21 protein-coding genes, 4 tRNA genes and 2 pseudogenes are annotated in these 23,435 nt (G+C 54.7%); 8 read left to right on the forward strand and 19 right to left on the reverse strand.

All coding sequences use genetic code 11. The features are described from left to right. Positions 1 to 120 precede the first annotated feature (120 nt). The 6 genes from uvrD to lptM all read right to left on the reverse strand — a co-directional run bounded on the left by uvrD (position 121) and on the right by lptM (position 5,802). The gene (uvrD, locus tag ACQ29O_RS21290) at positions 121 to 2,283 is read right to left on the reverse strand and encodes a DNA helicase II (protein WP_000383436.1); all 2,163 of its coding nucleotides are present in this window, start codon (positions 2,281 to 2,283) and stop codon (positions 121 to 123) included. A 135-nt stretch (positions 2,284 to 2,418) separates the two neighbouring features. Next, the gene (gene yigB / locus ACQ29O_RS21295; protein WP_001213560.1) at positions 2,419 to 3,135 is read right to left on the reverse strand and encodes a 5-amino-6-(5-phospho-D-ribitylamino)uracil phosphatase YigB; all 717 of its coding nucleotides are present in this window, start codon (positions 3,133 to 3,135) and stop codon (positions 2,419 to 2,421) included. After that, a complete protein-coding gene (gene xerC, locus ACQ29O_RS21300) occupies positions 3,135 to 4,037 on the reverse strand; it encodes a tyrosine recombinase XerC (RefSeq protein ID WP_000132878.1) in 903 nt (300 codons plus the stop codon). The genes yigB and xerC overlap by 1 nt, the downstream gene beginning before the upstream one ends. Then, positions 4,034 to 4,741 (reverse strand): DUF484 domain-containing protein, encoded by a 708-nt coding sequence (locus tag ACQ29O_RS21305; protein ID WP_000812764.1) that lies wholly within the window; start codon positions 4,739 to 4,741, stop codon positions 4,034 to 4,036. Before ACQ29O_RS21305 ends, xerC begins: the two co-directional genes overlap by 4 nt. Then, positions 4,738 to 5,562 carry a diaminopimelate epimerase gene (gene dapF / locus ACQ29O_RS21310; protein WP_001160662.1) on the reverse strand — a complete coding sequence of 275 codons (825 nt, stop codon included), beginning with the start codon at positions 5,560 to 5,562 and terminating at the stop codon, positions 4,738 to 4,740. The genes ACQ29O_RS21305 and dapF overlap by 4 nt, the downstream gene beginning before the upstream one ends. 36 nt (positions 5,563 to 5,598) lie before the next feature. After that, positions 5,599 to 5,802, reverse strand: coding sequence for an LPS translocon maturation chaperone LptM (gene lptM, locus ACQ29O_RS21315; protein WP_000799903.1), 204 nt, complete (start codon positions 5,800 to 5,802; stop codon positions 5,599 to 5,601). Positions 5,803 to 5,987: 185 nt separating this feature from the next. Between lptM and ACQ29O_RS21320 the strand changes: the two genes are divergently transcribed. The 4 genes and pseudogenes from ACQ29O_RS21320 to cyaY all read left to right on the forward strand — a co-directional run bounded on the left by ACQ29O_RS21320 (position 5,988) and on the right by cyaY (position 7,278). After that, positions 5,988 to 6,239 (forward strand): hypothetical protein, encoded by a 252-nt coding sequence (locus ACQ29O_RS21320; protein ID WP_024134369.1) that lies wholly within the window; start codon positions 5,988 to 5,990, stop codon positions 6,237 to 6,239. Continuing rightward, positions 6,209 to 6,511, forward strand: a pseudogene (locus ACQ29O_RS21325) (hypothetical protein); the annotation flags it as partial. The gene ACQ29O_RS21320 and the pseudogene ACQ29O_RS21325, both read left to right, overlap by 31 nt. Continuing rightward, entirely contained in the window at positions 6,499 to 6,888 is a 390-nt protein-coding gene (locus ACQ29O_RS21330; protein ID WP_001125560.1) for a DUF3021 family protein, read from the forward strand. The pseudogene ACQ29O_RS21325 and the gene ACQ29O_RS21330, both read left to right, overlap by 13 nt. A 69-nt stretch (positions 6,889 to 6,957) precedes the next feature. Next, positions 6,958 to 7,278 carry an iron donor protein CyaY gene (gene cyaY / locus ACQ29O_RS21335; RefSeq protein ID WP_000999925.1) on the forward strand — a complete coding sequence of 107 codons (321 nt, stop codon included), beginning with the start codon at positions 6,958 to 6,960 and terminating at the stop codon, positions 7,276 to 7,278. A gap of 77 nt (positions 7,279 to 7,355) precedes the next feature. Here cyaY and cyaA read toward each other — a convergent pair whose 3' ends face one another. Continuing rightward, a complete protein-coding gene (gene cyaA / locus ACQ29O_RS21340) occupies positions 7,356 to 9,902 on the reverse strand; it encodes a class I adenylate cyclase (protein WP_000281714.1) in 2,547 nt (848 codons plus the stop codon). Positions 9,903 to 10,278: 376 nt separating this feature from the next. On the opposite strand from cyaA, the gene hemC reads away from it, so the two are divergent. The 4 genes from hemC to hemY are packed head-to-tail and all read left to right on the forward strand — an operon-like array spanning position 10,279 to position 14,347. Further along, the gene (gene hemC, locus ACQ29O_RS21345) at positions 10,279 to 11,220 is read left to right on the forward strand and encodes a hydroxymethylbilane synthase (protein ID WP_001675062.1); all 942 of its coding nucleotides are present in this window, start codon (positions 10,279 to 10,281) and stop codon (positions 11,218 to 11,220) included. Continuing rightward, on the forward strand, positions 11,217 to 11,957 hold the full coding sequence (gene hemD / locus ACQ29O_RS21350; RefSeq protein WP_020937210.1) for a uroporphyrinogen-III synthase: 741 nt from the start codon (positions 11,217 to 11,219) through the stop codon (positions 11,955 to 11,957). Before hemC ends, hemD begins: the two co-directional genes overlap by 4 nt. A gap of 21 nt (positions 11,958 to 11,978) precedes the next feature. After that, positions 11,979 to 13,148: a uroporphyrinogen-III C-methyltransferase gene (gene hemX, locus ACQ29O_RS21355; RefSeq protein ID WP_000138963.1), complete on the forward strand. Its 1,170-nt coding sequence runs from the start codon at positions 11,979 to 11,981 to the stop codon at positions 13,146 to 13,148. Between the two features lie 2 nt (positions 13,149 to 13,150). Then, positions 13,151 to 14,347 carry a protoheme IX biogenesis protein HemY gene (hemY, locus tag ACQ29O_RS21360; protein ID WP_031606502.1) on the forward strand — a complete coding sequence of 399 codons (1,197 nt, stop codon included), beginning with the start codon at positions 13,151 to 13,153 and terminating at the stop codon, positions 14,345 to 14,347. A 581-nt stretch (positions 14,348 to 14,928) separates the two neighbouring features. Here hemY and ACQ29O_RS21365 read toward each other — a convergent pair. From ACQ29O_RS21365 to ACQ29O_RS21420, 12 genes and pseudogenes are all read right to left on the reverse strand, one after another. After that, positions 14,929 to 15,005, reverse strand: a tRNA-Pro gene (locus ACQ29O_RS21365). Positions 15,006 to 15,047: 42 nt separating this feature from the next. Further along, positions 15,048 to 15,134, reverse strand: a tRNA-Leu gene (locus ACQ29O_RS21370). Between the two features lie 20 nt (positions 15,135 to 15,154). Continuing rightward, a tRNA-His gene (locus tag ACQ29O_RS21375) sits at positions 15,155 to 15,230 on the reverse strand. 54 nt (positions 15,231 to 15,284) lie between these two features. Further along, positions 15,285 to 15,361 (reverse strand) — tRNA-Arg (locus ACQ29O_RS21380). A gap of 102 nt (positions 15,362 to 15,463) precedes the next feature. Further along, a complete protein-coding gene (thrP, locus tag ACQ29O_RS21385; RefSeq protein ID WP_020937212.1) occupies positions 15,464 to 16,849 on the reverse strand; it encodes a bifunctional threonine/serine APC transporter ThrP in 1,386 nt (461 codons plus the stop codon). 206 nt (positions 16,850 to 17,055) lie between these two features. Beyond that, complete coding sequence (wecG, locus tag ACQ29O_RS21390) at positions 17,056 to 17,796, reverse strand: lipopolysaccharide N-acetylmannosaminouronosyltransferase (RefSeq protein WP_253336243.1); 741 nt, start codon at positions 17,794 to 17,796, stop codon at positions 17,056 to 17,058. Continuing rightward, on the reverse strand, positions 17,793 to 19,151 hold the full coding sequence (gene wzyE, locus ACQ29O_RS21395; protein ID WP_000055606.1) for an ECA oligosaccharide polymerase: 1,359 nt from the start codon (positions 19,149 to 19,151) through the stop codon (positions 17,793 to 17,795). Before wzyE ends, wecG begins: the two co-directional genes overlap by 4 nt. Further along, positions 19,148 to 20,227 carry a TDP-N-acetylfucosamine:lipid II N-acetylfucosaminyltransferase gene (locus tag ACQ29O_RS21400; RefSeq protein WP_000217198.1) on the reverse strand — a complete coding sequence of 360 codons (1,080 nt, stop codon included), beginning with the start codon at positions 20,225 to 20,227 and terminating at the stop codon, positions 19,148 to 19,150. Before ACQ29O_RS21400 ends, wzyE begins: the two co-directional genes overlap by 4 nt. Continuing rightward, positions 20,224 to 21,474, reverse strand: a complete 1,251-nt coding sequence (gene wzxE, locus ACQ29O_RS21405) for a lipid III flippase WzxE (RefSeq protein ID WP_000050305.1) — start codon at positions 21,472 to 21,474, stop codon at positions 20,224 to 20,226. The genes ACQ29O_RS21400 and wzxE overlap by 4 nt, the downstream gene beginning before the upstream one ends. Position 21,475: 1 nt before the next feature. Then, entirely contained in the window at positions 21,476 to 22,606 is a 1,131-nt protein-coding gene (gene rffA, locus ACQ29O_RS21410) for a dTDP-4-amino-4,6-dideoxygalactose transaminase (RefSeq protein WP_000612089.1), read from the reverse strand. Between the two features lie 4 nt (positions 22,607 to 22,610). Continuing rightward, positions 22,611 to 23,288: a dTDP-4-amino-4,6-dideoxy-D-galactose acyltransferase gene (gene rffC / locus ACQ29O_RS21415; protein ID WP_001145156.1), complete on the reverse strand. Its 678-nt coding sequence runs from the start codon at positions 23,286 to 23,288 to the stop codon at positions 22,611 to 22,613. Then, positions 23,266 to 23,430, reverse strand: a pseudogene (locus ACQ29O_RS21420) (glucose-1-phosphate thymidylyltransferase); the annotation flags it as partial. The gene rffC and the pseudogene ACQ29O_RS21420, both read right to left, overlap by 23 nt. Positions 23,431 to 23,435 lie beyond the last annotated feature (5 nt).

Below are 23,435 nucleotides of genomic sequence, written 5' to 3' on the forward strand. Positions count from 1 at the left end.
TCAGAATATTAACATCAATATATCGCCGGATGGCGGCTTCGCCTTATCCGGCCTACAAATCAAAATGTTAGCCAGCACGTAGGCCGGATAAGAGGTGCCATCCGGCAATATGAGAGCCGGTCAAACCGTTTCCAGCTTCGCATACGCGGCAACCAGCCATTTGATCCCTTGCCCCTGAAAAGCCACCTGCAACCGGCTATGCTCGCCGCTGCCCTCCAGGTTGACAATAGTTCCCTCGCCGAACTTCGCATGGCGCACGCGTTGGCCGAGTTTGTAGCCTGTGTCGTTTTCCGCCAGCGGCGTTCCCATTCGTTGATGGCTCACCGGACGACTGACGGTGGCGCGCAGACGGACCTCTTCCACGCACTCCTCCGGCAACTCGCCGATAAAACGCGACGGGCGATGGTAGACCTCTTTACCATACAGACGGCGAGTTTCGGCATAGGTTAGCGTCAGTTTCTGCATGGCACGGGTAACGCCGACGTAGGCCAGACGACGCTCCTCTTCCAAACGCCCGCCCTCATCCAGCGACATCTGGCTGGGGAACATCCCCTCTTCCATCCCGACGATAAACACCTGCGGGAACTCCAGCCCTTTGGCCGAGTGCAGCGTCATCAGCTGTACCGCATCCTGCCAGGTATCCGCCTGCCCCTCGCCCGCTTCCAGCGCCGCGTGAGAGAGGAAGGCCTGCAATGGCATTAAATCTTCATCTTCGTCGTTGTAGCTGAACTGCCGCGTCGCCGTCACCAGTTCCTCTAAGTTTTCGATGCGCGTCTGGCCTTTCTCGCCTTTTTCTTGCTCATACATGGTGCGCAGGCCGGAATCTTTGATCACCCGGTCAGTCTGCACATGCAGCGGCATGTCGGCAGTTTCCTGCGCCAGAGCGTCGATCAGTTCCATAAAGCGTTGCAGCGCGCTGGCCGCACGCCCGGCCAGGGCTTTTTCCTGTAACAATTCACGGCACGCCTGCCACAATGTTAGCTGGCGATCGCGCGAGGTCTGGCGCACCACGTCCAGCGTGCGGTCGCCGATACCGCGCGTTGGGGTATTCACCACGCGTTCAAAGGCGGCATCATCGTTGCGATTGGCAATCAAACGCAGATAAGAGAGCGCATCTTTGATCTCCTGGCGTTCGAAGAAGCGCATACCGCCGTAAATCCGGTACGGCATACTGGCCTGTAATAACGCTTCTTCCAGCACGCGCGACTGGGCGTTGCTGCGATAAAGGATGGCGCATTGCGCAAGCGCGCCGCCGTTGTCCTGCCAGGTTTTGATACGGTTAACCACAAAGCGCGCTTCATCCAGTTCGTTGAAAGCGCAGTACAGCGATATCGGTTCGCCATCAACGCCGTCAGTCCACAGCTTTTTACCCAAACGCCCATTGTTATTCTCAATCAGAGCGTTCGCCGCGCTAAGGATGTTGCTGGTCGAGCGGTAATTCTGCTCCAGACGAATGGTCTGCGCGCCGGGGAAATCATTGAGGAAGCGCTGGATGTTCTCTACCTGGGCCCCGCGCCAGCCGTAAATCGACTGGTCATCGTCGCCGACAATCATCACCTTACCGGTATCGCCCGCCAGCAGACGAACCCAGGCGTACTGAATGTTGTTGGTATCCTGGAATTCGTCCACCAGGATGTTAGTAAACCGCTCGCGATAGTGTTGCAGGATGTGCGGCTTGTTCAGCCATAGTTCATGAGCGCGCAGCAGTAGCTCGGCGAAATCCACCAGACCAGCGCGATCGCACGCTTCCTGATAGGCCTGATACACCTTCTGCCAGGTCTGTTCCACCGGATTGCCATAGCTTTGGATATGGTGCGGGCGTAGCCCTTCGTCTTTCTGGCTATTGATGTACCACATCGCCTGACGCGGCGGCCACTGCTTCTCATCAAGATTCATCGCCTTAATCAGGCGTTTAAGCAAACGCATCTGATCTTCGCTGTCGAGAATCTGGAAATCCTGCGGCAAATTAGCGTCCATATGATGCGCGCGCAGCAGGCGGTGCGCCAGACCGTGGAACGTCCCTACCCACATTCCGCCCTGGCTGGTCCCCATCAACTGGCCAATACGATGGCGCATTTCCGCCGCCGCTTTATTGGTAAAGGTCACCGCCATGATGGAGTATGGCGAATTGTTTTCTACGCTCAGTAACCAGGCGATACGGTGCACCAGCACGCGGGTTTTCCCGCTTCCCGCGCCCGCCAGCACCAGCATGTTGCTACGTGGCGCGGCCACCGCTTCGCGCTGTTTATCATTAAGGCTGTCGAGCAGGTAAGAAACGTCCATTGGCACCGCCGCGTAAAAACATGAAAACTAAAAACGCCCGGTGGCGCTTCGCTTACCGGGGCTACTTATCGTAGGGCGGATAAGCATAGCGCCATCCGCCAGAATAACTGGGAATTTATACAGAACTACTGGTGATTATATCAGCGAGGTGAGAGATGCCAACCGCGAAATTTCGATATGCGGCAGTAAACGGCTGTCCTGCGTCCGCATCAGGTCGGCATTTTCAGGTTTAATCCAGCAGGCCTGCATCCCACAGCGAATAGCGCCAGCCACATCGGTAGTCAGATCGTCGCCGACATGCAGGATCTCGCCGATCGGCACATGCAGCTTTTCCGCCGCCAGGAAATACATGTCGCTAAACGGCTTGGAACGTCCATCCGGGCCGGCGCGCAGTACAAACTTAAAGTAATCGCCGAGACCAAATAGTTCCGGCTGGGCGTTGCCGTTAGTGATCGCCACCAGCGGCCATTTTTTCGCAAGCTGCTGTAATGTCTCATGGGTAGCCTGCGGAACCTCAATCTGGCTGCGCCATTTGGCAAAATGCATCATCGCCGCATTCGCGCCGGCAATGGCCTCCTGCGCCGATAATCCCGCATCCCGCATGGCCTGCTCTATCGCACGATGGCGCCAGCGGGTAACGTCATGATAGATTTCCGGCTCCGCTTCACGCACCGCCTGCCGTATCCGCTGTAAATCGACGTTTTGAAACGAACGTAGCGACGGGTGATAATTTTGCATAAAAGCGAGCGCTTCCTGCTCAGTACGCAAAATCACCGGACGGTTATCATAAAGGGTATCATCCAGGTCAAAGGTGAGCGCGGCAATACGCCCCAAAGGCCGGTAAAAACGCATTATTTCCCCCGTTTAGCGCGCGGATGCGCCGCGTCGTACACTGAAGCAAGATGTTGAAAATCAAGATGAGTATAAATTTGGGTGGTGGAAAGGTTGGCATGACCCAGCAGCTCTTGCACGCCGCGCAGATCGCCGCTCGATTCCAGCATATGGGTCGCGAACGAATGGCGCAGCTTATGTGGATGCACGTGGCTGTTTAGCCCCTGCTTTATGCCCCATTCGGCGAACCGTTTTTGGACATTGCGCGCGGAGATACGCTTGCCGAGCTTCGACAGGAATAACGCCTCTTCATCGCTGGCGAACAGGCCGCGCAGATCCAGCCAGTGCTCAATCCACGTCACCGCGTTACGGCCAATCGGCAGGCGTCGCTCTTTGCTGCCTTTACCCATTACCCACACTTCGCCGGTATCAAGATCGAGGTGCTTTATATCCAGGCCAACCAGTTCGGATAAACGCAGCCCCGCGCCGTACATGACCTCCAGCATCGCCCGGTCACGTACGGCGAGCGGATCGTTAAGATCGATGTCCAGCAGGCGGTTAACGTCGTCGACATCAATATTTTTCGGCAGATGACGCGGCGCTTTCGGTGCGGAGACGCCCTTCGCCGGGTTAGCTTTCAATTCGCCCTGACTGACTAACCAGTCAAAAAAGCTTCGCAATGCCGAGAGACGTAGCGCCAGACTGGCAGGGCCAAGCCCTTTACGCCGACTGCGCACCGCAAAACTGCGCACAATCGCAGCGTCACATTGTTGCCAGCTTTTCAGCCCGGTTTCTCCGGCTAAAGCGATAATGGCATCAAGCTGACGCTGGTAGTTCTGCACGGTAATGGGGCTAAGCTGGCGCTCCACGCCTAAATAGCGCAGGAACCGCGAGACATCCTGAGAAAGCGCGACATCCGTCATACGCGTTTAATCCAGCGTTCCAGCAGTTCCGGCAGCATCAGCGCGATCTCCTGTAAAAGCTGCGTCCCCTGCCCCGGCTGATAGAGGTGCGGGTCACGGCTGCTGAAGAGAATCACCCCGAGGTCGCCATCGCTGCCCATCATCGACATAGCTACCGAGCCTACAGCCTTCGCCTCCGGCAAGACCACCAGCAGTTCCGGGCCGTTTAGCGGGCCAAGATAATGCTGCGACTGTCCCAGTCGTTGAATACGCAGCGGCTCGAAGGCCTGACGGTTTAAAGCCAGATGCGTATAGCGCGATGGCGCGCCAAGACGCCACCGATCCGGGAACAAACGCAGCGTCGCGCCGGCAAGCCCCAAATCGCGCGCCCAGCGGTGAAACCGCACCAGCATCTCATCCAGACTATCCGCGGCGACCAGACGGCTTTGCAGATGCAGCAAGCGATAAAACAGGCTTTCATTGGCATGAGCCTGTTCCATCAGCAGCGTCATATTTTCTTCAAGCACATTGATGTGATTACGCGCGCGGGCCATATGCCACTCAACGAGCGAAACCGTTCCCCGCACGGGATGTGGAACACGCATCGCTTCCACGGCATGGGCGTTACGGATAAAAAACTCAGGGTGATGGCGCAGGTAATCGACGACCGCTCGATCGTCCAGTTCCGTGAGCGTTTCCTGTAGTTCTTCCTCTGGTTGCTTCATAAATGGATAAATCCGTCGTAGATATGTGCCGCCGGACCAGTCATGTATAACGGATGACCCGGACCTTTCCAGGCGATATCCAGCCGACCGCCCGGTAATTCCACGCGTACTTCTTCAGCCAGCAGCCCCTGCTGAATCCCCACGGCAACGGCAGCGCACGCGCCGCTGCCGCACGCGCGGGTCTCCCCTGCGCCGCGTTCATAGACTCGCAGCCGGATATGCTCACGTCTTACAACCTGCATAAAACCAATGTTGGCGCGTTCCGGAAAACGCTCATGGCTTTCCAGAACCGGCCCCAGTGTTTCAACGGCCGCCGTGTCGACGTTATCAACCTGAATGACACAGTGCGGATTGCCCATTGAAACCACACCGCACAGTATGGTCTGTTCCGCCGCTCGCATAATATACGTCTTTTCCGCTTTGTTGGCGCGAAAAGGCACCTGCGCGGGTTCAAAGTTTGGCTCCCCCATATTCACCCGCACCAGTTCATCTTCCGTGACGCTCAGTACCATCCGGCCATTCGCGGTACTGACCCGAATGTCGCGTTTATTGATTAGCCCTTTCAGGCGAACAAATCGCGCGAAACAGCGCGCGCCATTGCCGCACTGCGAGACTTCACTGCCGTCGGCGTTGAAGATGCGGTAATGAAAGTCCAACTCAGGATCATAGGGCGGCTCAACCACCAGCAGCTGATCGAACCCTACGCCCAGGTGTCTGTCGGATAGCCGACGAATCAGTTCCGGCGAAAAAAAGACATTCTGCGTTACCGCGTCGACGACCATAAAATCGTTGCCAAGGCCATGCATTTTAGAGAATTGCATCATTCACTCCGTTCACGCGGGGACAGAAAACTATCCTCAGTAATTGACCTGGGACGGGCCATCTCCCGTTGCGCGATCGTTCTTATCGGGCATCGTGGACTGCGTTTGCGAATCGACTTTTTTCGTCGGCGGCGGCGCATTTTTATCGGCTGGCGGGAAATAAAGCGGCCCTTTCAAACCGCAGCCCGTCAGGCTGAACAGAGTCAGAAGTACAGCGAGTGTCTTAAACACGTTTTTCATTATGGATTGCCTGTAAGTTCATGCTTTCTATTTTCTATCATCGCAGGAGAAGGCGTAAAAGCAAGCGTTTAGGGGCTCTTTATAAAATCTGAAAAGCGGCGCGTTGCCATGATTATTGCGCATTTACATCAGGAAACATGCTTTGCTCATCACTTTAGGTTTACGTACCACGTCCGGATGACCTTATGCAATCTCGTAATTTGTTTTGCCTTTTTTCGCTTTCACTTCTGCTACCTCCCGCCTGGGGATGCCGGCTGAGTGAATCTCCGCACAATGTTTATCAACGGCAAGGCAGCGGCGTGGTTTATCTCCAGCCAGAAGAGGAGAACAATCTTTCGTTGCCGGAGGTGAATTTCAAACGCCTGCGTCGGTTACCCAATTCATTGATTAACCCGGCAAATCAGGGCTGGAACTGGATAGCCCAGCCCCCTTCCTGAACCGGGAAATTAACGCCGGAAAAGAGCATGGCTATTTTATGCGTGATAGCCAGCAAGGTCAGGGTATTCATGTCTTTAGCATCAATGGGCCGCTAAAAGTCACCGAGCGTTTTGCGTATGACAACCGCTATGTTTATACGTGGATTGGCAGCCAGCTTTACCGAACAGCATCCCCCTGCCCGGATAAGTCGCATACTCTGAATAGGAACGTCATGTACACCAATAATAAAGATATCATCATCATAACGCAGGCGCAGGAATGCCAAAAATGACGCCGCTAAACCGTTTTGCGCGTTTGAATAAACATCTGAAAAAAGCCCTTCGGGGCGTGGGGATCGGTTCATGCATTTACGTCATTGTTGAAAGCGTTATGCACGGCACGATAAACGGTGTTGAAGCTGCCGGAGTCCTGACGATAAGCGCGGTACTCGGTCTGCTTAGCGCTCTTTTGGATATCAAAGCAAAGCCGCGCGCCCCCTTAATCCTGTTGCATTTTCTCCTCTGCGGCGGCTGCGTCGCGCTGATGGTGGCAATGCTGTCGGCTCTGAACCATTTCCCGGTTAACGCGTCCGTCATACTTATCACCAGTGCGCTATTTATCGTCATTTACCTACCGCTGAGTTTTATCCTTTACCGCTCACAACGGTAATTCGTATCGGTTCCAGAAGCTGACGCTTCCCCTTATACTGGCGATATCACTCAATAGCGGGATAAAACAATGAACGACAGTGAATTTCATCGCCTGGCTGACGCCCTGTGGCTCACCATTGAAGAACGCCTCGATAACTGGGACGGCGACAGCGATATCGACTGCGAAATCAACGGCGGCGTGCTGACCCTCAGCTTTGAGAACGGCAGTAAGATCATTATTAACCGTCAGGAGCCGTTGCACCAGGTGTGGCTGGCGACCAAACAGGGCGGCTATCATTTCGATCTGAAAGGCGACGAGTGGGTTTGCGATCGCAGCGGCGAAACGTTCTGGGATCTGCTGGAGCAGGCGGCAACGCAGCAGGCGGGTGAAAAGGTGAGTTTTCGTTGATTTATTTGCCGGATGCGCTTTGCTTATCCGGCTTACTGTAGACCCGGTAAGGCGTAGCCGCCACCGGGCAAAAATCCTCAGGAAAAATACTGCTGCAATAGCGGCGCGTCATGATCCTGGTTTGCTGGCGGCACGGTGTTGATAGGCTGCGTACGGAATGGGATCACCTGCGCGCGGCCATCGGTTTTCACTATCTGGTAGAACTGCGGCAGGTTAAAGTTGATAAAACTGGAGCCATACGTGAAGCGATCGTGCGATGATGAATAGAAGCGACTGACGTCGCGCACCAGTTCTTCCTTGCTACCTTCGCAGTGGTGATACACTTCCGCCCGGTTACTTTCATCCAGAATATAAATATTAAAGCCTTTCTCATCGCCCGTTTCTTCAAAGAAGAACTGGATAATCCCTTCGCTGGCGAAGCCATCCACCACTGACGGCAATTTCACCTGGTTGGTTTCCACCTGTACCGACAGCCCGTGCAGCTTGTTATGCGAAATCGCGCCGTAGAATTCGATAGCGTTCTCCAGCTTCTGCACCGAGACATTCAAGCGTTCGAAGAATAGTCCCCACGTCTGCCCGGAAACCCGCAGCGCCTTGAAGCGACCGGTCTCCTGACGGGTGCTGGAAAGACGTAGCTCGATACATTCGGAGACCAGTTGCTGCACGCGGGTGCGAATCAGACCGCGAAGATGCTGACTGTAGCAGAACACCTCCACGCTATCCGGCGGCGCGGCATCCTGGTGCATTTTCCCCAGAATCGTTTTCAGCGCTTCGATCATCGCCTGCTCGCCGTGAAAGTGCAGAGTACGCACTTCGTTCCACGAGTTGCGATATAACAAGTCGATACTGCCTATCAGACAGTTTTGCTCTTCGCCAAAGCTGAAAACATCCAGCTTACGGAAGTCAAAATGGACCACTTTATTGCGAAACGCCGCCGTCGGGTCATATTCGAGGTTAACGATAATCGCCAGATGGCGAATTTCACAGGGGCTGTAGAGCGCTTTCGGCGTCGGAGCAGGCAAGCGCAGCGGGAAATGGTGCGAAACATCGGCGACCATCTCCTGCAACTTAGGCAGGTCGACAATACCGTTGCCCTTAATAAACAGATGCGTTCGCGACGTCAGCAGGCCGTTGAACCACGCCCACGCGACCAGCTTATTAAGATAACGGTTATATTCCAGCGGCTGATGGCTGATGATGGAATCCATGTTCGGCGCGCGGTTGTAGAGATACCAGCCTGAACGGTTGGCGCGTCCCGGCGGCACATGGATAAAGGTTAAATTCGGCTCGGACAGATCCGGCGATATCTGCGGGTTCACCAGCGTGACTTTACCCGGCAACGCTTCAAAAGCAGCGTACAGCTTACGCGTCAGTACGCCGATATCCTGCGGGCTGGCACTCACGCTGAGGTTGTTGCGCCGCGCAAAGCGAATCAGATTACGATAGCTTTGCATCATGGCGTCGAGCAATTCGTTGTGGGCTTCGCGCACCTGATCGATTTTCCAGTTTGCGCGATTATCGAGCATGGTCAGACGCGCGTCGTCCCATCCCCACTCGCTGACTAACTGGCTTAATACTTCCCGACGCCAGCCTACGCAGGCACGCTCGCGACTTAATTTCTCGCACACTTTCAGGTAAAAGCAGCGGCGGACTAAATCCAGCCGCGTCGGATCTTCAATCGCCGTCAGGTATTCAGTGACCCGTTCCAGCATCATGCAGTAGGGATCGAGTCCAAACGATACGATTTCACCGTCATGCAGACGTTGTTTAATATCTTTCGCCAGCAGACGTGGGTTAGGATATTCCCATGAATAGGCTTCCAGCAGCAGCGTTTTCAGCACCGCTTTGTACGGCGAGTCAATGCTCTTGTATAGCTGCCACAGGCTGGCGCCAAAGTACTCTTCGGCGGAGAGCGAGCTTAAGCCCCCCAGATCCAGCCATTCGTTTGGCGTTAATACGCCCTGCGCGTAGAGCGTCATGACATAGTCGTCGTAATGCTCTTCTTCGTCGCACGGCACCATACTCCACAGGATACGTTTCCCGGCCAGGCGCACAGCGGTACGATAAAACTCATCAAGCAACAGGATATGCTGCGTAGAACCACAGTCTTCCCCGCCCAGACTGCCGCTTTCGTTATGGCGGAAACGGTTCTCGTCGATCAGGAAGAAGCTCACCTCAACGCCAAGCGAGGCGGCCCAGCTTTCCAGCAGGCTACACTTACGTTGCAGCAACTGACGCTCTTCACCGTCGAGCCAGGACTGATGGCACACCCAGATATCCAGGTCGGACGAGCAGCTCTGCCCAACCGAGGAGGTGCTGCCCATGGTGTAAACGCCGGTAATCGGCAGCTCGCCCTTCGGCGGGTCCTGCGGCGTCATACCGCGGTACAGCTCAAGTTCGTTCAGATAGTGGCGTTGGGTTTCATCAGGCGTGTAGAAGCAAATACCGCTGGGAACGTTACCATCAAGGTAACCCGGCATCAGTGGATGGTGATAGTGCAATAATGTCGGCAGAAGACTGTAAACCTGCTGAAAAGCGGGTCCCATGGCAGCAAGCGCGCGATCCACACGCAGTTGATTTATGGCATCCAGTCTCTGTTTCAGAGTCTCAATATAGAGGTACAAGACGTATCGCCTGATGTTGCTACCCGTCATGGTGCAGGTCAGTACTTGACCGTCGCCATTCGGGATAAACCGTATGTCAAAAATAACCGTTACCCTTTCTCGCCTGCATATTTTTATCTAATACCGACGAAAAAATGGTCTAAAACGTGATCAATTTAACACCTTGCTCATTGACCGTAAAGAAAGATGCGCTACATACAAGTGTAGCACCGTTCGCTGCGTGTAAATTCTTAAATACGGGCTGGCGGTTTCTCGTCATTATTCACTGTCCTTGACGACACTGCGCCTTATCCTCTCACTCACGGTGACCGGAAAACTAACATACTCTCTATAAGGATGTTAGGATGGTCAATGATTGATAATGACGGTAACAAGCATGTTAGACAATGTTTTAAGAATTGCCACACGCCAAAGTCCCCTTGCGCTTTGGCAGGCACATTATGTCAAAGACGCATTGATGGCAACCCATCCGGGACTGACGGTAGAACTGGTGCCGATGGTCACACGCGGCGACGTGATTCTCGATACTCCCCTGGCGAAAGTGGGCGGTAAGGGACTGTTTGTTAAAGAGCTTGAAATCGCGCTGCTGGAAAAACGCGCTGATATCGCCGTGCACTCTATGAAAGACGTTCCGGTGGCCTTCCCGGACGGTCTCGGTCTGGTGACCATTTGCGAGCGCGAAGATCCGCGCGACGCGTTTGTCTCGAATAAATATCACAGTCTGGACGATCTGCCCGCGGGTAGTATCGTCGGGACGTCCAGTTTGCGTCGTCAGTGTCAACTGGCGGAACGCCGTCCGGACCTCATTATCCGTTCGTTGCGTGGCAACGTTGGCACACGTCTCGGCAAGCTGGACAACGGCGATTATGACGCCATTATCCTGGCCGTGGCCGGTCTGAAACGCTTAGGTCTGGAGCCGCGCATTCGCACAGCCTTGCCGCCCGACGTTTCACTTCCTGCCGTAGGCCAGGGCGCCGTCGGGATTGAGTGTCGTCTTGACGACGCGCGAACACAGGCGCTGCTCGCACCGTTGAATCACTCGCAAACCGCGCTGCGCGTAACGGCGGAACGCGCTATGAACACCCGCCTGGAAGGCGGTTGTCAGGTGCCGATTGGCAGCTATGCAGAAATCATCAACGGTGAAATTTGGCTACGCGCGCTGGTTGGCGCGCCGGACGGTTCGGTGATGGTGCGCGGCGAACGTCGTGGTTCTCCCGAGCAGGCGGAGCAAATGGGCATCTCGCTTGCAGAGGAACTGCTGGAAAACGGCGCACGCGCGATTCTGACGGAAGTTTATAACGGCGAGACGCCCGCATGAGTATTCTGATCACCCGCCCCTCTCCCGCAGGGGAAGCGTTAGTGAGCCGTCTGCGCGCACTGGGGCAGGTGGCCTGGAGTTTTCCACTGATTGAATTTGTCGCCGGCCGGGAGCTACCCACCCTGGCCGACCGCCTGGCGACACTGACGGAAAACGATCTGGTTTTTGCCCTTTCACAGCACGCCGTCGCCTTTGCTCACGCCCAGCTCCAGCGGGATGGCCGAAACTGGCCTGCGTCGCCGCGCTATTTCGCGATTGGCCGCACCACGGCGCTCGCCCTTCATACCGTTAACGGGTTCGATATTCGTTATCCATTGGATCGGGAAATCAGCGAAGCCTTGCTACAATTACCTGAATTACAAAATATTGCGGGCAAACGCGCGCTGATTTTGCGTGGCAATGGCGGCCGCGAACTGCTGGGCGAAACCCTGACAGCTCGCGGAGCCGAAGTCAGTTTTTGTGAATGTTATCAACGATGTGCGAAACATTACGATGGCGCGGAAGAGGCGATGCGCTGGCATACTCGCGGCGTAACAACGCTTGTTGTTACCAGCGGCGAGATGTTGCAACGGCTCTGGTCGCTGACTCCCGAGTGGTATCGTGAGCACTGGTTACTACGCTGTCGGCTATTGGTCGTCAGTGAACGTCTGGCGCACCTCGCCCGGGAGCTGGGCTGGCAAGATATTAAGGTCGCTGATAACGCCGACAACGATGCGCTGTTGCGCGCATTACAATAACTCTCATAATGGGATGCCATAATGACGGAACAAGAAAAATCCTCCGCCGTGGTTGATGAGACCAGGGAGAGCGTGGAAACCACGCCACAGCCAGTTAATACCGAGAAAAAAAGTAAGAACGGCGCCGCGCTGGTATTAAGCGCGGTGGCGATTGCGATTGCCCTGGCGGCAGGTATTGGGCTTTATGGCTGGGGGAAACAGCAAGCAACCGCGCAAACGGAAACCAGCGATGCGCTGGCGACGCAACTGACCGCCTTGCAAAAGGCGCAGGAGAGCCAAAAAGCGGAGCTGGAAGGGATTATCAAAAAACAAGCGGCGCAGTTAGATGACGCGAATCGCCAACAGGCGGCGCTGGCGAAACAGCTTGATGAAGTACAACAAAAAGTCGCCACCATTTCCGGCAGCGATGCTAAAACCTGGCTGCTGGCGCAGGCTGATTTCCTGGTGAAACTCGCCGGACGTAAGCTGTGGAGCGATCAGGACGTCACTACCGCCGCTGCGCTGCTCAAAAGCGCTGACGCCAGTCTGGCGGACATGAATGACCCCAGCCTGATTACCGCACGACGCGCGATTACTGACGATATCGCCAGCCTGTCATCCGTTGCGCAGATCGACTACGACGGCATTATTCTCAAGCTCAATCAGCTCTCTAACCAAATCGATAACCTGCGTCTGGCGGATAACGATACCGATGGTTCGCCGATGGATTCAGACAGCAGCGAGCTGTCCAGCTCGCTAAGCGAATGGCGCGTTAACCTGCAAAAAAGCTGGCAGAACTTTATGGACAGCTTTATTACCATTCGCCGCCGCGATGATACCGCCGTACCGCTGTTGGCGCCCAACCAGGACGTCTATTTACGCGAAAATATTCGCTCCCGCCTGTTAGTCGCCGCGCAGGCCGTGCCACGCCATCAGGAAGAAACATACCGTCAGGCGCTGGATAACGTTTCGACCTGGGTTCGCGCTTATTACGATACTGACGACGCCGCGACAAAAGCCTTCCTGGAGGAGGTCGATAAATTAAGCCAGCAAAATATCACGATGGATCTGCCGGAAACTCTGGGAAGCCAGGCGATTCTTGAAAAACTGATGCAAACCCGCGTGCGTAATCTGCTGGAGCAACCGACAGTCTCTACGGCAGCGCCTGCCACGCAGACAGACGCTCCGGCAGCCGCGCCGCAAGGAGAATAATGATGCTAAAAGTATTATTGCTCTTTGTGTTGTTGCTTGCGGGTATCGTGGTCGGCCCGATGATAGCCGGTCACCAGGGCTATGTGTTAATCCAGACCGATAACTACAACATTGAAACCAGCGTCACCGGCCTGGCGATCATTCTCATCGTCGCTATAGTGGTGCTATTCGCCATTGAGTGGTTACTACGCCGTCTGTTTCGTACCGGCGCGCACACCCGCGGTTGGTTTGCCGGTCGTAAACGCCGTCGCGCCCGCAAGCAGACCGAACAGGCGCTGCTGAAGCTGGCGGAGGGCGACTATCAGCAGGTTGAAAAGCTGATGTCAAAAAATGCCGACCATGCTGAACAACCGGTGGTAAATTATCTGCTGGCGGCAGAAGCGGCGCAGCAGCGCGGCGATGAAGCACGCGCTAATCAGCACCTTGAACGTGCGGCAGAGCTGGCGGGGAACGACACCATCCCGGTCGAGATCACGCGCGTGCGCTTACAGCTGGCGCGCAATGAAAATCACGCAGCGCGTCACGGCGTGGACAAACTGCTGGAGGTCACGCCGCGTCACCCGGAAGTTCTGCGTCTGGCGGAGCAGGCCTATATTCGCACCAGCGCATGGAGTTCTTTACTGGATATCATCCCATCCATGGCGAAAGCGCACGTCGGCGATGAAGCGCATCGCGCCATGCTCGAACAACAGGCGTGGATAGGACTCATGGATCAGGCGCGCGCCGAGCAGGGCAGCGAAGGATTACGCACCTGGTGGAAAAACCAAAGCCGTAAAACCCGCCATCAGGTGGCGCTGCAGGTCGCGATGGCCGAGCATCTGATCGAATGTGACGATCATGATATGGCGCAGCAGATTATCATCGACGGTCTGAAACGCCAGTATGACGATCGGCTGGTGCTGCCCATTCCTCGCCTCAGAACCAATAATCCGGAACAACTGGAGAAAGTGCTGCGTCAGCAAATCAAGACGGTAGGCGATCGCCCGCTGTTATGGAGCACGCTCGGCCAGTCGCTAATGAAACACGGTGAATGGCAGGAGGCAACCCTGGCTTTCCGCGCCGCGCTAAAACAACGCCCGGACGCGTATGATTATGCCTGGCTTGCCGATGCGCTTGATCGACTGCATCAACCGGAAGAGGCCGCCGCCATGCGGCGCGATGGCTTGATGCTGACATTACAGAACAATCCCCCGCAGTAATTCCCTCTTGCCCGGTGGCGCTTCGCTTACCGGGCCTACCGCCTACACAAAATCATTCGGGATGCATAAAAAAACGCCTGCCCGGTTAAGGGGCAGGCGTCAAAACAGGTCTGTATGACAACATAAAGGGGTGCTTCACTCAACGTTGTGTCCAGGGTGTTTGATGAGACGTAAGCGACATCTGTCAGTGGACGATAAGCACCGTAAACGGCTCTGCATCATTCCTGAGTTTATGAGGCCAGAAGGCGAACATAAGAGATGGAATGAGCATCTACCCGTACATTATTGCACATAACGTGCCATCTTTGCACCGCTAAAAAACAGGCGCAGGCATTAAAAAAACGTAGACAATTCACGCGATTGTCATCCCCCCACCGCTGGCGAGGTTTTAGCGTGTCGCCCGGCGGAGACAGAACAGGATGCTTTTTACAAAGTGATTATAAATCAATAGATTATTCGTCACCGAATAGCGACAAATGAAGACTGGGATATCGCCAATAAACCATAATGGCAACACGTGCGGGATAAGGGGTTGAAAATGAACAGAAAACAAAAAACCCCGCCGAAGCGGGGTTCAAAATTGGTCGGCGAGAGAGGATTCGAACCTCCGACCCACTGGTCCCAAACCAGTTGCGCTACCAAGCTGCGCTACTCGCCGATATACTGCTTTTTTGAATTTTTAGTTCAATTCATTGAGTCGTGGTGCGAGGGGGGGGACTTGAACCCCCACGTCCGTAAGGACACTAACACCTGAAGCTAGCGCGTCTACCAATTCCGCCACCTTCGCGTTTCACAACTCTATATTAATGGGGTGGCTAATGGGATTCGAACCCACGACAACTGGAATCACAATCCAGGGCTCTACCAACTGAGCTATAGCCACCACTGAAACTTTTTACGCGGTATTAAACCACCGCAGCTCAAGCACCTAAATAAATGGTACGCCCGACAGGATTCGAACCTGAGACCTCTGCCTCCGGAGGGCAGCGCTCTATCCAGCTGAGCTACGGGCGCTTAGCGCCGTTGCGGGGGTGTATAATACGGACTTCACACCCCGCTGTCCAGTGCCTTTTTAAATAAAATGCGCGTTTGGTTATGCTTTGCGCATTTTGGCGCTTATTCCCCCACCTTGTGGGCGGTTCCGTGACGATTCAGACCGAAAACTTTGTAGACCAGCGTGACGGCCAGCAGGAAGATGACGCCGACAAACAGCGACATGCGCGTATCTTCATTAAAGTACATGCCGATTAAAACGCAAACCAGAAACGCCATCGTCAAATAGTTCGCCCACGGAAACATAATGGAACGAAAAGGATGATCCGCAATCGCTTCTTTATGCGCCCGACGAAAGCGCAGTTGGCTAATCAGAATGACAAACCACGGCACCATCCCCGGCAGTACGCTGGCGCTATAAACGTAAACAAAGACGCGCTGCGGATTGGGGATGATGTAGTTCAGGCAAGAACCTACCAGCAAAATCAAAATAGAGAGCGCCACGCCCGCGACCGGCACGCCGTGGCGAGAGACTTTCGCGACTGCCGCCGGCAGTTGACGGTTTTTCGCCAGCGCGTAAAGCATACGCCCACAGCTATACATTCCGCTGTTACAGCCGGAGAACGCCGCCGTCAGCACGACAAAGTTGATAATGCCTGCCGCGGCGGTGATGCCGATTTTCGCGAAGGTGAGCACAAAGGGACTGCCGTTGCTGCCAATCTCATTCCACGGGAAAATGGTGACGATCACGAAAATCGCGCCAACATAAAAAATCAGGATACGCCACAGCACCTTACCCACCGCGCTACGCAACGTCACCTGTGGATTCTTCGCTTCACCGGCGGTAATACCGATCAACTCAACCCCTTGATAAGAGGCCACCACGATACATAATGCGGTCAGAAAGCCTTTCCAGCCGCCGGCAAAAAAGCCGCCATGCTCGGTCAGATTACCAAAGCCAATCGCCTGGCCGCCGTTACCAAAGCCGAAGAAAATCACCCCCAGACCGATGATGATCATCACAATAATCGTGGTGACTTTGATCATCGCAAACCAGAACTCGATTTCACCATACAGGCGCACCGCAGCCAAATTCGCCAACGCAACAAGTCCGACGGCAATCAGCGCCGGTATCCACTGCGCCATCTCCGGAAACCAGAACTGGACGTAGACCCCAATGGCGGTAATTTCCGAGATCCCGACCGCCATCCACATAAACCAGTATGACCAGGCGGTAAGATAGCCAAAAAAAGGACTCATATACCGGTGGGCGTACACGGCAAAGGAGCCGGTAACAGGTTCCAGAAAGAGCATCTCCCCCATCGAACGCATGATGAAAAAGACGAACAATCCGGCGATGATATACGCCAGCAGCACTGACGGGCCCGCCCATTTCAGCGTACTGGCGGCGCCCATAAAGAGTCCGACGCCGATGGTGCCCCCGAGGGCAATCAATTCAATATGACGAGCTTCCAGCCCACGCTGTAGCTCCGGTTTTTTCTCTGCCATAAATCCTCATGTCGTGTTTGCAACGGTTCCGGTAGTACCGGTTATTGTTATGGGTACATCGATTGTTGCGAATATTTTCTTAAATTTGGACAAATGGCAAATGGAGCATTAAAAAAATGCACTTATTGTGTAAGAAATCATCGATTATGTTGTAAATGAGCAGCACCATAAGCACAATCCGCTGCTCAAGTCATCAGAAGGGAGAATTAGAGATCGCCAGTATAGTGCCAGCGAAGATAGCGCAGCAGGCGCATCTGGCGGGTAATACGCCTCGGTTGAGAAAGCAGACGATACAACCACTCCAGCCCCAGGTTCTGCCATATTTTTGGGGCGCGTTTGACGTGACCGGTAAACACATCATAGGTACCGCCCACCCCCATATATAGCGCATGGGGATGCACTTCCCGACAATCGCGCATGAGTAATTCCTGTTTTGGCGATCCCATCGCGACGGTGACAATTTTCGCGCCGCTGGCATGGATACGCGCAAATAGCGCCTGACGCTGCTCCGGCGTAAAGTAACCGTCCTGGCTACCCACAATATTGACGTTCCACTGCGTCCGCAGTTTTGCTTCCGTCTGCGCCAGCACCTCAGGCTTGCCGCCGACAAGAAATACCGGTGTGCCTTCTTTCCCCACGCGCGCCATTAACGCTTCCCAAAGGTCGGCGCCAGCCACGCGAGAAACCTGCGCCTGCGGAAATTTTTTACGTATTGAACGCACCACGCTGATGCCATCGGCATATTTAAATTCCGCCGCCGCTATCAACGCGCGGACTTCCGGATTATCTTCCGCCGTCAGCAGCTTTTCGGCGTTGATCGCCACCAACGTGCCTTGCTTCAGTTGACCATCGGCAAACAGATAATTCAGCGCGTGTGACATGTCGCGCCAGCCAATCAGAGGTAATCCACGCAGCGAGTAAAGGGGCGCAGCGGCATTATTGGTCATAGTTTTCCTTCCACCTGTGCCTGAGGGAGCGAAGTTGTACGTTTATGAATCAGCCCGGCGCTATCAAATAACCAGAACAGAAGCTTAGCGACCAGCAGGCTGGCGCCAAAAACCACCAGGAAGAAAACCACGCGCGAAACAAACGAATCCAGCCCTTCTCGCACCAGCACAATCATATTAAAGATGGCGCCAAAGCAGAAACTGTGCAGAATCGCCGCCTTATAGCGATTGGGCTCCCGGTTACCCAGTTCATACAGCCAGTCGAACCATTTGATAATCAGCCCGACGACGATCGCGCCGAGCGGAATAAACAGCGCCCCGCCCATGACCACCAGCGATCCGATAAGCGTTGGCGATATCGCCAGGCCAGAATGGTTGTTCAGGACTTCCCAGGTGAAGTAATTCGCAGAGTTCAGCACAATACTGGGTCGTCCCGGCCATAACCAGGTGGGAATAAAGACGTAGAAATCACGCACGATAGGGGCCAGCCCCTGAAAATCGATATTGTGGTAATTTTGCAACAGCAGCGCCAGATTCTCCCACGGCGAAAAGGTATCGCGCGTCAGATAAAGAAACGTATAGAACGCCTCATCGCCGCTCACATTTAATCCGTAGCGTTTGAGCGCCAGCCAGAACATACCGACAATCCCCAGCACGCCCGCCGCCGCCAGCATCCACAGGCTGATCCAGCCCCGAATAATGCCGATAAACAGGAAGATAGCAAACGCAATAATGATGTTAGCGCGCGTGCCGCCGACAATCATGTAGGTCAACAGACCAAACGCGACGGTGCTCACCAGAAAGAACAGCCACGCTTTGCTGTCCTGGCGCAGGAAATAGACCACCAGCATCGCCGGAATGAAGAAATAGAAGAACCGTTTTAACGCCACGCCGGAGACTTCGCTGGAAAATATCTGGCTGTAGGAGTGCAGCCGGAACAGCAAAAAGCCGTTATGCATAAAGAAAATCGCCACGCTCACCAGCGCGATGCCCATCAGGATCACCCAGGTAAGGTGGGTTTCCACCCGGTTCATGGTAAATAGCGGCTTGCGTGGTACATCCACAACGCGTTTGCGTAAACGCGTTTTATAGGTCACGTAATACACGCCGTAGAAACAGGCGGCGGATAATAGAGCCTGCAATAAGATTTCCGGCGGCGCGACGCCAACGTCGAAACGAAATACCAGCACGCTGGTTAGCGGAAAACCAAAAAAGAAGGTCAACAAAAACAGCAACGAAAAGAAAACGTTGAAGTTAAAACGCACGCGGCGGAATTCAAACCAGGTCAGCGTGGCGATAAACAGCGTAGAGAGCAGCCAGACCACCAGCAGCCCGCTGAATTGCATTAAACTCATTCGGCTTCTCCTGCGGCGATTCTCAACGCATTATGCCACGGCTGCAGGTAGTTGGGGCTAAAGAAGGTGATGCCGCTTTTATCTACCGATGCGAGCTGACGCTGCGCCTCGCGCACGACCTGCTCATTAAGATCGTCCGTGGTAAACAGGACGGGCAGATGCTGTTCCGCCATATCCTGCCAGAAAGGATTGTCGCGGTTCAGTACGCACGGGATATCGGCCTGAATTAGCAGACACAACGTCCCGATCCCCTGTTGGCGGGCAAAAATAAAATAACCGAGGTCGCACTGGCGCAAAAGCGCAAGATAGGCATCAAATTCCATTTTTTCGCTAAGAATTTGTAGATTTTCGGCGCTAAATAGCGCCAGGCCGGCCTGGCGAACCTCATCAATATAGGCCTGGTTATTGGCCGGATAGCCCATCGGCACCACCACGTTTACCGTATCGCCAAACTGCTGATACACCGCCCGTAACGCCGCAATATGTTGGTTACTGCGATCGCCGGAGTTCCCTACTAAAATGGTCAATTTCCCCGCACGTTGGCACTCTTTTGCCATAGCATTCAGGGAAGGATCCATGCGCGTCGGGAAATAGAGCAACTCGCCGCGTACGTTCGGATGCTGGCGCGCAAAATAGCTGAGATCGCCGCGCGTCGCGAATACGCACCCTACTCGCCCCTGCGCGATACGACGAAGCGGGTAGAAAAGGCGGAATTTCAGCCCGTTGGACACTTCGTAGAGATCCGCGCCCCAGATATGCCAGTAAAACTGAGCTGGCTTAATACCGCCGCTTAACAGCGCCAGCCACAGGCTGGTGTTGAACTGACCGTGAAAGAAGAATCTCTGTCGACGATTTGCTTTCGCTTTGGCGATGACCGCCTGCGCCAGCGCTTTCTTACTGCCATAAAAACGAAGCGAGAGCGCCGGGCAGCTTTCCGTGAAGCCGTTATCTTCACCGGCAACCATAAATTCGCGCGCGTGCTCGCTTGTGGCGGCCAGCGTATCATTGAAAAACCGCAGCACGGTGTGGTTATGGTGAGGGATATCCGATCCCAGGACGTGAATCAGTACAGTCATGCTCGCCTACGCCAGAGTAAAAATACGCCGCAACAAAGTGAAAAATAGACAATATAGGTGACCATATAAGCCTGTGCCGCACCCAGCGCGCCGTGAGCGGGAATCAGCCAGTGAGCGAACGCCGTTAACAGAATGAACTGGCTAATTTCGGCCAGAATGTAAAATCGCAACGACGCTTTGGCAATCACCAGATAACCGAAAACATAGGCGCCAACTTTCAGCACGTCGCCCACTAACTGCCAGGCGAACAGATCGCGCATCGCGGTGAATTTGGCGGAAAAAAGCAGCCAGATAGCAAAATCGCGCAGTAGCCAGACGGTAAAACTCGCCGCCGCAACCGCTGGTAAAACAAATTTCAGCGCTTTTACCACTTCACGCGTAATGTCCTGTTTTTCCGTCAGGCGTGAGAGCGTGGGTAACAGGTAAACGCTGAAGGAGGCGGTGATAAATTGCAGATAGGCGTCAGAAATACTGCTTACGCCCTGCCAGATCCCGACATCGCTCCAGCTATAGTGCGCGGCCAGTTGGTTTCGCATCATCACATAGGCGACCGGCATCGTAACGGAGGTAATCAGCGCCATCAGGGTAAATTTACTGAGCTGCCCTGCCAGACCATTGTCCCAGGAGGGCTTGAGATAGCGTAGCGGGACGGTGCCGCGCTTAATCAGTATCATACCGGCTGGTACTACTACCAGCGCCGGCACCAGCGCCAGACCAAGCAGAGCACCTTCATAGCCGCCGACACGGTAGCAGAGATACCAAGCGGCGACGCCCAAAAAGCTGCCGACAATTAACGATAAGGCATTACCCGACGCGTCACGAAAGCCCTTCATTAGCGCCAGCAGCAGGTTCGCCCAGGCGATCCCCATTTGTACCAGCGCAACCAGACGCACCAGCCCTTGATAGTCCGTGTGACCGAACAATCCCTGGCTAATCGGCGCCGCCGCCAGCAAGAAGACCAGCGCCAGCAGCGTAGAGAACCCCAATACCATCGCGGAGGAGGTTCCCACCACGGTACGTAACTGCGCCGGGTTATCATGATGTTGTGCGACAAGTTTGGTAACGCCGTTAAATATCCCGGCGCCAGCCAATACGCCCAGCACGGTAATCATCTGGCGGAAGTTACCCGCTTGTCCGACGCCCGACGGACCAAAAGAGACGGCCAGTAGTTTCACCACCAGCAGTCCGGCGCCAATTTTTACCAGCGTACTGACCGCCGTCCACAGGGAGGCTTTAGCAAGCGACATATCAGGAGAAATAATTTAGCAAGGTAGTAATCACCGTTCGTTGATCGACGGGCGCAAGGTTATAAAACAGCGGCAGACGCAACAAACGTTCGCTCTCTTTTGTGGTGTAGACATCGTCCCCGATAAACTCGCCGAATTTATCGCCCGCCGGACAATCATGCAGCGGAATGTAATGGAATACCGCCATGATTTCCGCCTCTTTCAGGAAATTAATCAGCGCGCTGCGATCGGCGATATCCCGCAGTTTGATGTAAAACATGTGGGCATTATGCCCGCAGTTTTCCGGAATAGAAGGCAGCTCGATACGCCCGGCGCGCGCCAGCGGCGTTAACGCATCGTAGTAAGTCTGCCACAGCGACAGACGCTGTTGATTGATACGATCGGCGGCCTCCAGTTGCGCCCACAGATAGGCAGCCTGCAGATCGGACATCAAATAACTGGAGCCGATATCCCGCCAGGTGTATTTGTCCACCTGACCACGGAAGAACTGGCTACGGTTGGTGCCTTTTTCGCGGATGATCTCCGCGCGTTCAATTAGCGTACGATCGTTGATCAGCGTCGCGCCGCCTTCGCCGCCAGCGGTGTAATTTTTGGTTTCATGGAAGCTAAAACAGCCGATGTGACCGATCGTCCCTAATGCGCGCCCTTTGTACGTGGACATCACACCCTGGGCGGCATCCTCGACAACGAACAGATTATACTTATCCGCCAGCGCCATGATGACGTCCATTTCACAAGCGACGCCAGCGTAGTGTACCGGCACGATAGCGCGGGTTTTATCAGTAATCGCCGCCTCAATCAGCGTTTCGTCAATATTCATCGTATCCGGACGAATATCGACAAACACAATTTTCGCGCCGCGCAGGACAAAAGCGTTAGCAGTGGAGACAAACGTAAAGCTCGGCATGATCACTTCATCGCCGGGCTGAATATCCAACAACAGAGCCGCCATCTCCAGCGATGCGGTACAGGAAGGCGTTAGCAACACCTTCGCGCTGCCGAAATGTTGCTCCAGCCACTGCTGGCAACGACGCGTAAAGCCGCCGTCGCCACACAGTTTGCCGCTGCTCATTACAGACTGCATGTATTCGAGTTCGGTTCCCACCACCGGCGGCGCATTAAAAGGAATCATGTTGTCACCTGTATAACCAGTACGCAGTGCTTTCGATGTTGGCACCGCTTTGTATGTAACGTTTAAGCGCGGCGGTGTTGCCCAACTGGGTCGCCACCCGCAATGTTGCTTTGCCGCGACTCTGCGCCCAACAGATCGCCGCCTGCATAAGTTCCGCTCCCGCGCCGCGTCCGGCCAACAGGCCAATGCGCGCGTCGGTATCATTCAATTCCCGCAGCGAGACGTAACCGCGGATAGCGCCTGTCTCCGTGCGAAGCACCAGGCATTGGTGATCAAACGTGCCGCGTACCGCATTCTCAATCCACTGGGCGTAAAAACGGGCGCTGGCGTCGGGCGCATACCACGGCGCGCGAAAACGACTCTGCGTAAACGCCTCTCCGGCCAACTGACGCAAAGCAGGAATGTCCGTAAGGTGTGCAATTTCCGCGCCATGCTGGTCGCGATGCCCTTTTACCGGCAACGCAAAATCCACCTCGCCTTCAACCAAAGAGAATCCCAGCGATTGCAACGCCGACAGCCAGGCGATGTTTTCAGCCGGCACTTTTACCTGCACGCGTTGCCACGCCTGCAGCGCTTCTGGCGTTAATTCGGGCGCTGAGGCATCGATACGCACAATGCCGCTATTCACGCCAAAAAACGTATTTTCCCAGAGTAACGGTTCAATACTGGCGCGGACGGGCACGGAGCAACTCCAGTAAATATTGGCCATAGCCGGTTTTTTCAAGCTGACTGGCGGCGCGTTTCAAACCATCATCATCCAGCCAGCCGTTGCGCCAGGCAATCTCCTCCAGACAGGCAATTTTGAAGCCCTGGCGCTTTGATACGCCGC

Source organism: Salmonella sp. GDC200615, assembly GCF_050574145.1.
Classification (GTDB): Bacteria; Pseudomonadota; Gammaproteobacteria; order Enterobacterales; family Enterobacteriaceae; genus Salmonella; species Salmonella enterica.

What these genes read in the sequence shown, in the direction of transcription:
- uvrD (WP_000383436.1), bottom strand. Translation starts at nt 2,283, where the DNA reads ATGGACGTTTCTTACCTGCTCGACAGCCTTAATGATAAACAGCGCGAA.
- yigB (WP_001213560.1), bottom strand. Translation starts at nt 3,135, where the DNA reads ATGCGTTTTTACCGGCCTTTGGGGCGTATTGCCGCGCTCACCTTTGAC.
- xerC (WP_000132878.1), bottom strand. Translation starts at nt 4,037, where the DNA reads ATGACGGATGTCGCGCTTTCTCAGGATGTCTCGCGGTTCCTGCGCTAT.
- ACQ29O_RS21305 (WP_000812764.1), bottom strand. Translation starts at nt 4,741, where the DNA reads ATGAAGCAACCAGAGGAAGAACTACAGGAAACGCTCACGGAACTGGAC.
- dapF (WP_001160662.1), bottom strand. Translation starts at nt 5,562, where the DNA reads ATGCAATTCTCTAAAATGCATGGCCTTGGCAACGATTTTATGGTCGTC.
- lptM (WP_000799903.1), bottom strand. Translation starts at nt 5,802, where the DNA reads ATGAAAAACGTGTTTAAGACACTCGCTGTACTTCTGACTCTGTTCAGC.
- ACQ29O_RS21320 (WP_024134369.1), top strand. Translation starts at nt 5,988, where the DNA reads ATGCAATCTCGTAATTTGTTTTGCCTTTTTTCGCTTTCACTTCTGCTA.
- ACQ29O_RS21330 (WP_001125560.1), top strand. Translation starts at nt 6,499, where the DNA reads ATGCCAAAAATGACGCCGCTAAACCGTTTTGCGCGTTTGAATAAACAT.
- cyaY (WP_000999925.1), top strand. Translation starts at nt 6,958, where the DNA reads ATGAACGACAGTGAATTTCATCGCCTGGCTGACGCCCTGTGGCTCACC.
- hemC (WP_001675062.1), top strand. Translation starts at nt 10,279, where the DNA reads ATGTTAGACAATGTTTTAAGAATTGCCACACGCCAAAGTCCCCTTGCG.
- hemD (WP_020937210.1), top strand. Translation starts at nt 11,217, where the DNA reads ATGAGTATTCTGATCACCCGCCCCTCTCCCGCAGGGGAAGCGTTAGTG.
- hemX (WP_000138963.1), top strand. Translation starts at nt 11,979, where the DNA reads ATGACGGAACAAGAAAAATCCTCCGCCGTGGTTGATGAGACCAGGGAG.
- hemY (WP_031606502.1), top strand. Translation starts at nt 13,151, where the DNA reads ATGCTAAAAGTATTATTGCTCTTTGTGTTGTTGCTTGCGGGTATCGTG.
- thrP (WP_020937212.1), bottom strand. Translation starts at nt 16,849, where the DNA reads ATGGCAGAGAAAAAACCGGAGCTACAGCGTGGGCTGGAAGCTCGTCAT.
- wecG (WP_253336243.1), bottom strand. Translation starts at nt 17,796, where the DNA reads ATGACCAATAATGCCGCTGCGCCCCTTTACTCGCTGCGTGGATTACCT.
- wzyE (WP_000055606.1), bottom strand. Translation starts at nt 19,151, where the DNA reads ATGAGTTTAATGCAATTCAGCGGGCTGCTGGTGGTCTGGCTGCTCTCT.
- ACQ29O_RS21400 (WP_000217198.1), bottom strand. Translation starts at nt 20,227, where the DNA reads ATGACTGTACTGATTCACGTCCTGGGATCGGATATCCCTCACCATAAC.
- wzxE (WP_000050305.1), bottom strand. Translation starts at nt 21,474, where the DNA reads ATGTCGCTTGCTAAAGCCTCCCTGTGGACGGCGGTCAGTACGCTGGTA.
- rffA (WP_000612089.1), bottom strand. Translation starts at nt 22,606, where the DNA reads ATGATTCCTTTTAATGCGCCGCCGGTGGTGGGAACCGAACTCGAATAC.